Below are 13,525 nucleotides of genomic sequence, written 5' to 3'. Positions count from 1 at the left end.
TAATTAGAGAAGTTTAAGCAGCAGCGCATAACCTTGCTTATATTTTTCATGATATACATTTACGTATCTTATGATAAGTATATAGATATTTTTTATTAAAAAGGAAGGGGAGGTGCCTTCGTGTGTTGATATCCTCCACGCCCTAAAGGGCAAGGATTCCTACCACGTTCAGACCGAAGTCTGAATCATCTCGGTGGGTTCCTGCTTCATCGGGAGGCTAAATGCACTATCCCCTCCACAGGCACAACACGGCATGCCCTGCCGCTAAATCTATTATGCTTTTGTGCATATTCGGTGTCAACACCCACTTCCGCCTTATATCCCCGCCCTGAAGGATGGGGTTCTACGGTGTTTTTTTGATAAGAAAAAAGTCTTTTTCGGTGGTTACACCTATATTCTTTATTTCAGCTTTAAAACTGTTAAAGTATAGCCCTTCCCATAATAGTCCAAAAAAATCATAAGAAGGAAGAATCGACAGCATGACGAAAAGATGTAAATAGAGGAATGTTTTTCCTAATTCTATTTTTTATAGCAAACCAATTATGCTCAATTTTGTTAAAATCTGGAGAATAAGGAGGTAGATATAAAATTTCTGCACCAACTCCTTTAGCAAGTTCAATAATCTTATTAACCCCAGTTATGGATGAGAAAGTAGAATTAATAAAGAGAGGAATAGGGTAAACTCAGGTATTTTAGCAAAAATTAAGAGGTTACCCATGAAGAAAGATATTTTACTGTTTCATAGAAGATTTTTGTCACATTGCTGATGAAAAACTTTCAGAAAAGCTTCTATCAAGTGGCAAAAAAACAACAAGAATACCTGAAATTACCGTGCCAGAAATACTTACTATAATCTTACTTTACCACCAATCGCCGTGCAAAAATTTCAAGTTTTTTTACTTGAGTTATCTTAAATTATTGTACAGTTCTGAGTTTTCAAAACTCCCTTTGTATCATAGATTTATTGCTCTAAAACCCAGGGTTTTATGGTATTTGGCAATGCTTTTGCAGTGGTTCTGCGAGCAAGCAAAAATCACTCTATATTGATACAACTGCAATCGCTGTTTGCCACGCAAAAAGGATCGCAAAAAATAAAGTTTTCAAAGAGTTGGCAAATATAGGAAAGACTACCTATGTTCGGTTTTAAATTGCATCTGGTAATCAATGAAATAGGCGAAGTTCAAGGTATTACGCTAACTAAAGGCAGCGTTGACGACAGAAAACCTGTACCAAATTTGACTAAAAAATTTTTTGTTCGGAGATAAAGAAGAAGGACCTCTTTGAGAAACTCTTCGATAGAGGTCTAAAACTCGTCACTAAAGTGAAAAAAGGCATGAAAAACGCACTAATTTCATTAAAAGAGAAGATTCTATTGAGAAAAAGGTCGATTATTGAGACAGTTTTTGGTTATTTGAAAAATAAATTTGAGCTTACGGCACAGATCCCCCATAAATTTTTTGGTACATATTTTTTCAACATTAGTTTCGTATTCCATGCAGTCGAAAAAGCCCCCTATTTCTAAGCTTTATTGACTCGGATAATCCATAACTGGGGTTTGTAGCTGTTTGTCCACTGTTGTGTTATTAAAATAGCTTCTAACGCTAACTATGGATTAGCGAACAAAAAAAGAATTGGAAATGGAAGGTTTTTTACGTTGTAAAGAGTATGAAATGAGTGTAGAAAAAATATGAACCAGAAAGTTAAAAGGAGATCGGTGGCGAGTGTGCTCAATTTCTAATCTATTTTTTAGGTAACCAAAAACTGTTTCAATAATAGATCTTTTCCTTAAAAAAATCTTCTCATTTAGAGAGATTAATGCGTTTTTCATCCCTTTTTTTATCTTGGTAACAAGCTTTAAATTTCTATCAAGTAATTGTAGAAATAGACCTTTTTGGATATAACCTTTATCTCCAAATAATAAACCCGTTAGTTTTTTAGTCAGATCTAAAACTGGCTTTCTATCGTCAATGTTACCTCTGGTTAGCGTAACACCTTGAATTTCGCCTATTTCATTGATTACTACATGTAATTTAAAACCAAAAAACCAGCCATAAGTGCTTTTGCTTAATTTTGCAATTCCAGTAAAAACTTTATTTTTAGATATTCTTTTTGCATGACAGACCGTGATAGGAGTTGAATCAATGTAGGAAATACCTGTATTTTTTGCCTGCTCACATAACCACTGTAGCAACATTGCTAAATACCATAAAACTCGAGGTTTTAGCGCAATAAATCTATCATAAGAAGGTAGTCTGGAAAAGTCTGACTTATGCAGCAACTGTAAGTAACATATGTAAAATGATTTAAAGTTTTCATATCTAGATTGCTGATATAACAGAATTATTGTTATAATTTCGGAATGCGTTATTTCTGGCACTCTTGTAGGTTTTTTACCATTGGATAATAATCTACCTGCAAAATTTTTGTCTATTATTTTACAATAATCATCTACAAAACAGAATAATTCTGTTACATTCTTATTCACTGGGTAACCTCCTATTATCTCTAAAATACTGGAGTTTACCTTCTTTTCTTCTTCTCTTCTAATCCATAGTTAGCGTTTCTAGGTTTATTATCAGCAATGTCATTAGGTTGATATCCACCATTAACTATCTGCTGCTTATTAAACATCTTTTCAATATTGCCTTTTAAAATACTCAAAAACTTCTCATTTTCCGGATAGGCTTCTTCTGCGGCTGAATATAATGTACTTGGTATTTTAGAATATCTTTCGTTCCTTACATAACCTGCTATATCTGAATACACTTTAAAAAAGTCAAAACCTTTCACTGATACACCAGATTGTTTAGCTGTCTTTTTAAATTCTTCCATTATATTAAGTGTATCAGCCAGAACTTCTTCATGATTAGCAGAACAAAACTTAGGAAGAGGATATTTTTTATCTAGGAAACTTTGTAATAAGAAGAATCCTAAACCAAAATTGTTGCTGATACAAACTTCACTACTAAATTGCCTAGTACCTGATGTATTAGAATAATTTGCTGAAGTTTCAGGTAGAGCAGCTCTCGAATCTAATAACCCATTCACAGAGCTTTTTACCCAACCAAATAAATTATTTATCCACGAAGATGGTTTTGCACTGCTACTCACCATTCTACGATTTCTAATGTGCTGCCTATGTCTATGAGGTTGCTTAGATAACATAACTTCTGTGAAAACATGGGAACGTTCAAAAAAGTGTGTCAAACCGTATTTTTAATTCAACTCAATTTTTAATCTATCAGGAAAAAAGATATCAAGTTGAGATATAGTTAAAGCCCAATTAGGTAAAGCCATAGCCCATTTTTGCTCTACTTTTTTTATAGCACAATATACCTGTTTATACAAGGCATTTGTATTAGTAAATGAGCCTTTGGTTTTAGTAAATTTTCTAATCTGTCTGTGCAGTCCCTCAATAGGATTAGTGGTATAAATTAGCCTCCTAACAGGACCTGAATACTTAAAATAACTGGACAAATTTTCCCAATTATTCTGCCAAGATTTTATGACTAATGGATACTTTTCGCCCCATTTTTCCTCCAGTTCAAGCAAATAATTTTCGGCAATTTCTTTACTTGAAGCACGATATATTTTTTTCAAATCATTCATGAAAACTTTTACATCTTTGCTAGATACATATTTCAGTGAATTCCTTATCTGATGCACTATACATAGTTGTACTTCTGCTTTAGGAAATATACTATTTATAGCTGTAGAAAAGCTTTTTAGCCCATCAATGCAGGCAATTAGAATATCTTCTACTCCTCTTTCTTTGAGGTCATTTAGCACTCCCAACCAGAAATTAGCTCCCTCACTTTCAGCCAAATAAAAACCTAATACTTCTTTTCTGCCATTTTGATCTATGCCTAATATGTTATACATACACTTGCTTACACAATGTCCATCCTCCTTAACCTTAAAAAACATGCCATCCATGAACACTATTGGATATACTGATTGCAGTGGACGGCTGCGCCATTCATTGATTATTGGTAGCAGTTTATCAGTAATACTGGATATCTCTGCTGCTGATATTTTGTGGTCATATATTTCCTCAACGTGTGAAGCTATGTCTCTGTATCCCATGCCACTGGCGTATGTACTTAATACCTTTGCTTCAAGTTCTGGATGTAGGCTTGTTTGCCTTTTTCTAACTATTTGTGGTTCAAAACTTCCCTCCCTATCTCTTGGTGTTAGCAGCTCAAATGAGCCTCCACTCGTGCGTAAAGTTTTTGCGTTTCTCCCATTTCTTCGGTTATTTTCTTCACTTTTAGCTGACATGTGGTTTTCTATTTCACCTTCCAGACTTGCCTCTAGCAACCTTTTTATAAACGGTGTTAATGCTCCATCTTTTCCTGTCAATGGTTTTCCTTCTCGTATAGATGACAGGATATTTGTTTCTAATTCTTTATAATCTACCAACCCATTAGTTCTATTTGCTTGACTCATATCAAACCTCCATTTTTTATATCAATTTATTACTTTACTTCTCGGTTTGACACACTTTTTTGAACGTTCCCTGCCTGTCAGATCAAGTCTAAACTATTACATCTTACTTCTCATTCAACCATTTGCTTTGTCTCACTTTTTTAGGTTTTTTGCTTTCTGGTTTTTCACTATTCCATTTACTCTCTGGCCAACGATCAATTCCAAGCGCAATAGATGCTGCTCTTGCGTAAATTCGGCAATCTATAGTATTTTCTAAAATGGATGATAAAGTTCCATTATGGTATTACCAACCAAAAGCTGTAAGTCTGTATATTTATACATGAGAGGTCTGAGGCGGCTTTTGATGGTATGCCAACAGTATTCTATAGGATTCAAATCTGGTGAATATGTTGGAAGATACAGCAAATGACAGCCAAAAGACTCTATTAATGATTTTGTTTTAGTGGTCTTATGAAATGTAGCATTATCCATAACTATAGTTGTGCCAAGTGGCAATTTAGGTAATAACATCTTCTCCAACCATGTATTGAATACCTCTTTGTCACACCCACCTTTGAAAGTCATTGGTGCAATAAATCTCTTTCCAATCCACCCGGCTACTATACTGATTCTCTCTCGAGTTCTCCCTGGAATATCTGCATAAATTTTCTTTCCTCTTGGAGCGCGTCCATATTCTCGGTATAACTTATTATCAACTCCTGCTTCATCTATATATAAGATGCTGGAATGGTCTATTTTTGAGATTTTATCAATAAATTGCTCCCTATCTTCTTGATTGCGCTCTTGATATAGTGTGACTTTTTTTTAAAGTAATTTTTAGCTGTTTTAGTCTATACCAAATTGAGTTTATTCCAAATCCAAGATTTTGTTTCATCTCTGCCAGAGTATGATCTGGATTCTTTGTAACATATTCTTCGAGTATTTTGGGGTCTATTTTTCGAATAAAGCTACCGTTTTTAGATGGCTTGAGGCTTTCACCAGCAGCTTTCTTTTTTAACCAACGGTACAGAGTTGCTATTCCTATCTCCATAAGCTCTGCTACCTCAACCTTTGTCTTACCTTTTTCTATCATCAATACTGCCTTTTCCCTTAAATCCACACTATATGCCATTATAACTCAAATACTTTATTATACCTTTATCATTTACTTTAGGAAATACTATAGTGCTTTATTTACACCTTTCACTGCCATTACTCTTCCCGATCCTTGATGACTTCTCACCCAGTTGTAAACTTCCTGCGTTGCATACCCTGCATCAACCGCCATCATGCTTATCATATATTCAAGCCCATTTTCACCGATAAAATGATGATTTAAGAGCTCAGAGAGTTTTCCCCATACTTCTCCACCTCCTGTATCTCCTTCAAATACTCGATAGTCTATTGACCAACTTTCACGGCTTTTTCCCCAGGCTACAACTTCTACTTCTAAACGATCTTTTTGGACATCTACTCCTGCTGTGAGAACCACTTCACCTTTTGGTACTGTGCCTACGGGAAAAAATTCTCTCCTGTTAAATAATTGCTTCCAATCTGGTACTTCTCCTTTATCTACCCAGGTTTCTCCAAGCGTAGTATTTATCCAAACCTTCAGTAATTGTTCGCTTTCCTTTGCATGGAGAAAGTCCTCTACTGCTTGTTGCCAACTATACCAGCCTACTGGACTATAAAGACTTGAAAGATGAAATCCTTTTTTCTCCCCTTCTTTTGCCCCTGTAGCTCTCCATTCTCCACGGTCTAGCATCTCTGTCTTTTGATGATTTTCTATCTTTTCACCACATTCTATACACATATAGTGTGCTGTATTTGGATTTTTATCTTCCCATTTTATTTGTGACCACTTTAAAATTTGGTAATAATTACAATGCGGACATGGTACAAAAAAATATCTCTTGTCTGTAGCTTCAAATTCCTTCTCAATTCTGCTTATTCCATGAATTGTTGGTGTTGATACTAAAAAAATCTTTCGCTGTGCAAATGTATTAGTTCGAGCAATACTAAGCAGTACTGGATCTCCTTCTCCTCCTGAATCTCCTGGGTAGGCATCTATTTCATCAAGAAAGAGATATTTTACTGGCATAGATCTCAGTGCTACACTGCTATTTGCTCCGGTTATTACTACTATTCCACCTGGAAATTCCTTACTTTGTACAGTATTGCCTGAGTCTCTTGACCTTGGGTCTTTTACTTTACTCTTTAAACATGGCGTACTCTCTATTAACGGCGCAAATCTTCCTTTTGACCAACGTTTTCCCATTTCAACTGTTGGCTGCACAACTAACATTGGACCTGGTGTCTGATCAATGATGTAGCCAATCCAATTGTTACCAGCTTCTGTTCCTCCAATCTGCGCTCCTTTCATGAATACTACTTTTTCTGCTGGTGAGAACGGAGAAAGTGAATCCATGATTTCTTTTAAATAAGGAGTTCTTTCCGTTCTCCATTTACCTGGCTCTGATGCTGCAGTTGGCGCTAAAACTCGATACTCATTCGCCCACTCTGATACTTTAAGTAGTGGATCTGGTCTTAAACCTTCAGAAAAAGATGTAGCATAGATCATACCTTAACCCTACTTATTGCTGGTTCTATCTCAACATCATTAACAGTAGAACTACATTCCTCCAATTCCATAAACATCTTTTTCTGAAATTCATTTTCTATATACCTTTTGCTCATCTCACTTATCATTATTGCTATAATAAGCGCAAATATTCCTGTTATTGTTGCAAAAATGATTGCATTGCTTATTGTTGTTGCTGTTAAACCTATATATGCTGCCATTGCTACTGCACTTACTGAGGTAAAAACACAGATCACACTATTGTATTTTCTTACTTTTGCATCTCTATGCTCCATACACCTATAATAAATTGGTACAGATCTGCCTATCTTATCTGGTAATTTGATACTCTTTTCTTTAAATAAAGTTTTTAGCAATTCTAAATTATTTGACTTGATTGCTAAATGCAGAACAGGTGTATAGTTTGCTCCTTTTTTCAGCAATAACTTTACTACATGTAAATGCCCTTTTTCCGCAGCAAGGTAAACCGGTGATAAACCTTTATTATTTACAATATCAATATCGATTTCTTCTCTTAAAATTGCATCTACAATCTCAATTTCTCCTCTTTGTGCAGCTAAATGGAGTAGACTATTCTTTTCAGAACCGTATTTATTACTCATCAAAGCCTTCTTTATCTCAGGTTTAGCGTAATCAAATGGTGTTTTACCGCTATCGTCTTTTACCAGAGGGTCTATATCTTCTCGCGTTAGTAAAACTTCTATTGTTTTTAGTCTTTCAGCATAATGTAGTGGTGTTTTATTTTCGTAGTCTTGCAAATTTACTTGAGCATTAGGCTCCTTTATTAAGCATTTGAGGATATCAAGACATAAGTCTCTTTCATCGTAATTAGTATTACTTACAGCTATATGCACAGGCGACAATTTCATTGAGTTTTGTCCCATGCGTGCACTATTTACATCTGCTCCAAGTTTCAGCAGTAACTTTACTATCTCTAACTTTTTGTTATTAACTGCATAGTGCATTGGTGTCTGATTTCGTGCATCAAAGACATCTATTTCAGCTTTTCCTTCTCTTATCAAAATCTTTACAACTTCTGCATGTCCTATGCCTGCTGCTAGATGTAATGGAGTATGGTGCAAAGCATTTCGTACATTAACGTCAATACCTTTTCTGATCAAATATCTCACTGCATTAATTTCACCTATCATTGCAGCTAAATGAAGTAAGCTATCTTGTTCTGACCCGTACTTGTTATTAATTAGTGCTTGTAATATTTCTGCTTTTTTCCCTTCTTTGGCGTAATCAAGAGATGTTTTACCTTCATTATCTTCCACAAAAGGATTAATGTTCTTCTTCGTGAGTAACAAATCTACCATGCTTAATTCATCAAACTCTATAGCGCAATGCAGTGGAGTTTTTCCGTTTAACCCTCTGACATTAACATCTAATCCAGGTTGATTGATTAAACACTTTATTAACTCTAAACTTAAGTTATCAGCCATTTTGTATTCAAAATCTTTTTATATTTTAAATTTAGCGTTAGATAATTCTTCAAGTGAGTTTGTAATCTCTTCAGTTAGCGTCTCGTGAATTTTTTCAGTGTCACTCAGTGATGCAAGCAGTGCTGAAACTCTATTTGGAACATTAAGCAAATTATTACGTACAACTCTTGCTACGTTAAATGCCTCACTTTTTACTTCCTCTACTGCTACAAGTTCTCCTATTTCAGCTTTTGCCTTTGCTTCTAGCAACCTTCCTCGCTCCATTTCATTTTTTATTCTAGTTTTTAGCAACATCGTAGAAAGGTTACTTGTACTTTCTGGATTTTTCCTCCTCAGTGGTTGACTTGGATCTCTTATTGCTGCTACCGCTTCATTTGCTTGTTCTCGGTCAATAAGTCCATCTTCCAACTCAACTATTCCTTTTTTTACTAAAGAACAGACATATTGCTTTGATACTCCTATCTCTCTTGCCCATTCTGCTTGTGTGATTTTCACTTTTTTTTCTCCTCTCTCTTGTTTCTACGAATTTTCTTCTTGAATCTCTGAAAAGGTTTTGCCAGTATCAGCAATTCCCCACCTGTTTATACTTGCCAGCGTCTTAGAGATATTTTACTAATATAGAGCGAAGTACTCCGGTTTTACGAAGCAATGCTCTATAGCTGCTTTCTTTTTACATAGTGAAATTTGGCTATTTTCAACTAATACTATAAATTACATCTTTGTAGTTATGAGATTCAACCACTACTTGCTCTAGCCTTAAACTGCTGCATTTAGCAGCTTTACTATGGTTTTCTTCAAGCACTTTTGTCCTTGCTTCCTTTATTTCCTCAATGAACTTTCCATTAACTTTTTCTGGTTCAATTCTTTCCTCACAATATACAAGATTTGTGCAATTTGTTTTTCTGTAGTAATGTACTCCAAGGAATATCACTGATAGTGCAAGTATACTCGAGCCTGCAAGTAGTGATAACCCTACGTTATTAATCAAAGCGTTCTGGTAAAACTTCTGTACACTATTAATACCACCTTCTACATACAGCAATAAAGGCAATACTATATTTGCAGCAACCAAACTGCTTAATAATGCTGTAAATAATGGCCTATCTTTGATTACTGATCCTACTTTATTTCTTCTACTAATGACTTTGTCGTCAATATTAATGAAGTTGTTCTTACCCTTCCAAGCGTTAAGTGTAAAATGTGAATGAGTACCATTGCTGTATTCCAGTTTGAATGATTTTATTACTTTATCTTTTGGTTGATACTTTAGCACCTGATTCAAAGTTTCATTCGCATTCTTTCCTCCTATTTGACACTCTTCAGTATCTCTAAATTGCTTTATTCCACAAAATATTGTGCTAATTGCAAGCAATGAAGTAATTGCTATCATTGGCATAGTAATATAGAGAGGGCTGTTTGCAAAAAATGCAATAAATTGTCCTTTATCCTGTAGATATACCAAAGCTGCAGAAACGCTAAGTGCAACAGCAGCTATACCGAAAATTATAAATTCCTTCTGCTGCACTGCATATTTTACTCTTGGCAAAATTCTATTTGTTTTCTTTTCTTTTTTAATTAACGGGGTTTCTTCATTATCACTTTTTTCTGATGAGCTAGTTGAAAGTGTAACTGGACTATCATGATTTAATGACATATTCTCCCATCCTTGATTGCCACAAGACTCACTCATCTCTGCACTTCTATTGTCTATTCCACTATCACTTCCTTCCAAACTCTTTTTTAAAAATTTTGTATTCAGATCTACAGGTTCATCAATTGATCCTTTCTTAATTGATGTTTCTTCAGAATTTGAATTTTCTATCTCTGGACTTTGATCATTTATTTTACCATCTAAACCTCTTTTCGAGAATCTTTTACTTTGGTCTATAGTTGCATACATAGGTTCTCCTATAGCTTCTTGCTCATCACATTTTTCTCCATTTAATTGGAAAGAAGAATGTGGTGGCTTTGGTGGTGCAATATCCTGAATAATACTCAACCGATGATTTTCTGCTGTTCTAGGCGAAGGTGGAGCTACATTTCTAATATTGTCCTTCTCCAACATTCCATTCCTAGGTAACGGCTTTGGTTTATCTCCTAATTCTTTATCCTCTTCCTCTTTTTGCATTTCTTTTGTGTTGTCTATTTGGGAGTTGGAAGATGTGTTTGATGCTGCCTCAAACTGATCAAGAGAATACGGACGGTTATATTCTATTCCATTTGCCTCACAAACTGCATTAAATTCGTCCTCTATGTCTTTACCATCATCCAATACTAAAGAAGAACAACTCACTGAAAAATCAGCACCTGCTTCGTCTATTTTTGCTGTAATACTGCTATCGCTACTATTGCTAATCACATTTAAAGAAGCTAGTTTGCATTCAGTGTTCAGGTCAGGTTCTTGCTTCGTACCTTTTTCAAACAATTCAATTCTCTCCTTAACAGATAGTGTAGAATTTGAAACATTATTTTCTACTTCTTCAGAAAACGATACTTCATTATTTGTTTGCAACGTTACGATTTTAGGTAACGTGTTTGATTGATTCGTTGAGTACATCTTATTTAATTTAAAATTGATTTACATGTACTACATTGAACTAATTAAAATACGGTATATACCAGTAAATTAATATTACAACTACTCATGCTTACTAAATTTCTGTTTGCGTTATCTTTTCCACTTTTTTCTTACTGTTTTTCTTCTTGAATCTCTGAAAAAGTTTTACCAGTACCAGAAAGAATTGCTTCCCTACCTGTGTACACTTGCCAACGTTTTATGGTTACATCTACAAATTTTGAATCTAGCTCTATTGTCCTACAAATTCTTCCTGTTCTCTCGCATGCAATCAGTGTACTTCCAGAGCCGCTAAATGGATCAAGTACGATATCTCCTGATCTACTGCTATTAACTATTGCTCTTTCCATTAGCTCTACTGGCTTCATTGTTGGATGTAATGAGTTATGCACTGGTTTGTCATAAAACCACAGATCACTTTGATTTCTACCCCCATGCCACTCACGTTTATTGCCGCTTTTCCATCCATAGGGCATTGCTTCGTATTGTCTTTGATAATCTGATCTTCCTAGCGTAAAGTGATTCTTTGCCCAAATGATAAATGTTGACCATTTCCCTCCCGCTTCCTCAAATACTTTTTGTAACGTTGAAAACTCTGATGATGATATGCAGATGTAAATTGCACCTTTCGTATATGCTAAAATATGGGAACAGATGTCGTAGAGAAAAAGTTCGTACTTTTCACCTTGATTATCGTTTAATATTTTTTTCTCTTCTCTTTCCTGACTGCTACCGTAATCAACGTTATATGGAGGATCACATACGGTAATATCTGCCATTTTATTATCTAATACCGCTTTATATTATTCAACTAAAGAGCTATCACCACAATAGATTCGATGATCACCTAAAATCCATAGATCAGCTGGTTTTGTTATTTCTACTTTTTTGTTATCAACAACTAAGTCAGAAAGATCTTCTTCTTCACCATCTAAATCATCAAGAAACCGTTGAACTTTTTCCAATTCAAATCCAGTCATTTTAAGATCAAACTGTAAATCTTCTAGCTCCTGAATTTCCACTTTTAAAAGCTCATCGTCCCACTTTGCCCAATTAGCTGATTGATTGGCCAGTAATCGAAAAGCTTTGGTTTGTGGTTCATTTAAATTATCACTTAAAACCACTGGAATACTCTCCATACCAAGCTTTCTTGCTGCTTTAAGTCTTAAATGACCATCAACCACAGTTCCATCGCTTTTTGCAACTATTGGTATACGAAAGCCAAATTCCCGAATAGAAGCACACATTCTGTTGATCACATCGTCATTTTTACGTGGGTTACGCTCATATTCAACTAGGTTTCGAGTAGGATAGTAGTGGATTGCTAAATTCATATCTTAATAATTAAAAAGTTAATATTCAAAATATATCTGACGCTAGAGAAGGCCTGGGGTCGGACCCACCAAACCCGCCATTATGGACGAAAGGACCCACTTTTATGGTATTTTTTATGTGTTAAAATCTTTACCAAGATTCATAGCGTAAAACATTAATGCCAAAGCATCCGCCTCATTATCATCTCTAGGTGAAAATCCTTTTTCCTTTACAGCTTCAATAACTTCACTCTTACTTGCATTGCCTTTGCCTGCTATAAAGCGTTTTATAGTCTTTACAGGAACACCTTTGTATGGCACATGATGCTCTTCACACCAAGCAGAGAGAACAGCCAGAAAACCACCGTAGCAATGCGCTGCATCTGTTCCTAAATGTCTTCTTACTTCCTCAAAATACACTGCAGTGAACTTATGTTCTAAAGAGTTAAGCCAATTACGGAAACTCAAAAAGCACATGCCACCTCCACTGAAACGACTACCATGAAAGCTTTTGCTCCCACTTTGAATTGCTCCATCTGTCAGAATTGCCCAGCCCGTTTGTTTGCCGAGGTCCAGTGTTAGGATTGACATTTGCTATTATTAAAATTACAAGTAGCACTTACTCCAAAATATCGTCTGGTTTCTGCAAAATACACTAGCAATTCATAGGTTTTTGTAGACCAACAACGGAAATTCGAGAATTATGTGCTACTGCAGAAAGTTGTTTTCTTATTATATATATTCACCAAAATTACAAAAACTGTTCAATTTTTTTTGCAAAGGATAAAAACCGTTGCTTGCAAGTTTGTTTTGTAACAGTAAGATTACTAAAAATACCATTTAATTAAGTTTTAAAGGGTACTAAGTGCATTCTTTGATGAGGTGCTGAGAGATTGGATCTATAAAGTTACACCTAGCTTTAAAATGAAGTTTTTACCTCATCTAAAAAAATACAAGTATATTCAATGTTTGTTTGCCGAGTTTTGAATTGACACTTAAAGCTTTTGTATTTGAAGCACATCCACAAACTACATCAATGCCCTTCTATTATATATATACCGGATTTCTCACCACTTTTTCCGGGATTTTCTAAAAAAAAGTTAAAATAATTTTAAAACTGCTTATCAGCTAAAGAATAAAGCAGATAGTTCTCTATTTTTAG

At 35.1% G+C, this 13,525-nt stretch carries 9 protein-coding genes and 4 pseudogenes; 1 reads left to right on the top strand and 12 read right to left on the bottom strand.

Annotation, left to right across the window (positions count from 1 at the left end; genetic code table 11):
• Positions 1-455: 455 nt before the first annotated feature.
• A pseudogene (locus tag OM962_RS05515) lies at positions 456-632 on the bottom strand (transposase); the annotation flags it as partial.
• 94 nt (positions 633-726) lie between these two features.
• Between OM962_RS05515 and OM962_RS05510 the strand changes: the two are divergent.
• Positions 727-1,532, top strand: a pseudogene (locus tag OM962_RS05510) (IS982 family transposase).
• Between the two features lie 80 nt (positions 1,533-1,612).
• On the opposite strand, the gene OM962_RS05505 reads toward OM962_RS05510, so the two are convergent.
• The 11 genes and pseudogenes from OM962_RS05505 to OM962_RS05455 all read right to left on the bottom strand — a co-directional run bounded on the left by OM962_RS05505 (position 1,613) and on the right by OM962_RS05455 (position 12,954).
• On the bottom strand, positions 1,613-2,485 hold the full coding sequence (locus OM962_RS05505) for an IS982 family transposase (RefSeq protein ID WP_264330502.1): 873 nt from the start codon (positions 2,483-2,485) through the stop codon (positions 1,613-1,615).
• 35 nt (positions 2,486-2,520) lie between these two features.
• Positions 2,521-3,114, bottom strand: coding sequence for a hypothetical protein (locus tag OM962_RS05500; RefSeq protein WP_264331085.1), 594 nt, complete (start codon positions 3,112-3,114; stop codon positions 2,521-2,523).
• 102 nt (positions 3,115-3,216) lie between these two features.
• The gene (locus tag OM962_RS05495) at positions 3,217-4,449 is read right to left on the bottom strand and encodes an IS256 family transposase (protein WP_264330447.1); all 1,233 of its coding nucleotides are present in this window, start codon (positions 4,447-4,449) and stop codon (positions 3,217-3,219) included.
• A 252-nt stretch (positions 4,450-4,701) separates the two neighbouring features.
• On the bottom strand, positions 4,702-5,184 hold the full coding sequence (locus tag OM962_RS05490) for an IS630 family transposase (RefSeq protein WP_264330460.1): 483 nt from the start codon (positions 5,182-5,184) through the stop codon (positions 4,702-4,704).
• Between the two features lie 28 nt (positions 5,185-5,212).
• Complete coding sequence (locus OM962_RS05485) at positions 5,213-5,560, bottom strand: IS630 transposase-related protein (RefSeq protein ID WP_213864026.1); 348 nt, start codon at positions 5,558-5,560, stop codon at positions 5,213-5,215.
• A gap of 51 nt (positions 5,561-5,611) precedes the next feature.
• Positions 5,612-7,009, bottom strand: a pseudogene (locus OM962_RS05480) (phage terminase large subunit family protein); the annotation flags it as partial.
• Positions 7,006-8,475, bottom strand: a complete 1,470-nt coding sequence (locus OM962_RS05475) for an ankyrin repeat domain-containing protein (protein ID WP_264331084.1) — start codon at positions 8,473-8,475, stop codon at positions 7,006-7,008. The gene OM962_RS05475 and the pseudogene OM962_RS05480, both read right to left, overlap by 4 nt.
• 18 nt (positions 8,476-8,493) lie before the next feature.
• On the bottom strand, positions 8,494-8,970 hold the full coding sequence (locus OM962_RS05470) for a hypothetical protein (RefSeq protein ID WP_264331083.1): 477 nt from the start codon (positions 8,968-8,970) through the stop codon (positions 8,494-8,496).
• Positions 8,971-9,169: 199 nt separating this feature from the next.
• On the bottom strand, positions 9,170-11,032 hold the full coding sequence (locus OM962_RS05465) for a hypothetical protein (protein WP_077188270.1): 1,863 nt from the start codon (positions 11,030-11,032) through the stop codon (positions 9,170-9,172).
• A gap of 131 nt (positions 11,033-11,163) precedes the next feature.
• Positions 11,164-12,384 (bottom strand): annotated as a pseudogene (locus tag OM962_RS05460) (DNA modification methylase).
• A 114-nt stretch (positions 12,385-12,498) separates the two neighbouring features.
• A complete protein-coding gene (locus tag OM962_RS05455) occupies positions 12,499-12,954 on the bottom strand; it encodes a crossover junction endodeoxyribonuclease RuvC (RefSeq protein WP_077188271.1) in 456 nt (151 codons plus the stop codon).
• Between the last annotated feature and the right edge of the window lie 571 nt (positions 12,955-13,525).

It is taken from the genome of Wolbachia endosymbiont (group B) of Erebia ligea (assembly GCF_947179575.1).
GTDB lineage: Bacteria > Pseudomonadota > Alphaproteobacteria > Rickettsiales > Anaplasmataceae > Wolbachia > Wolbachia pipientis_C.
Note: the sequence above shows the minus strand (reverse complement) of the source record. Positions and strands in the feature narration are given on the sequence as shown.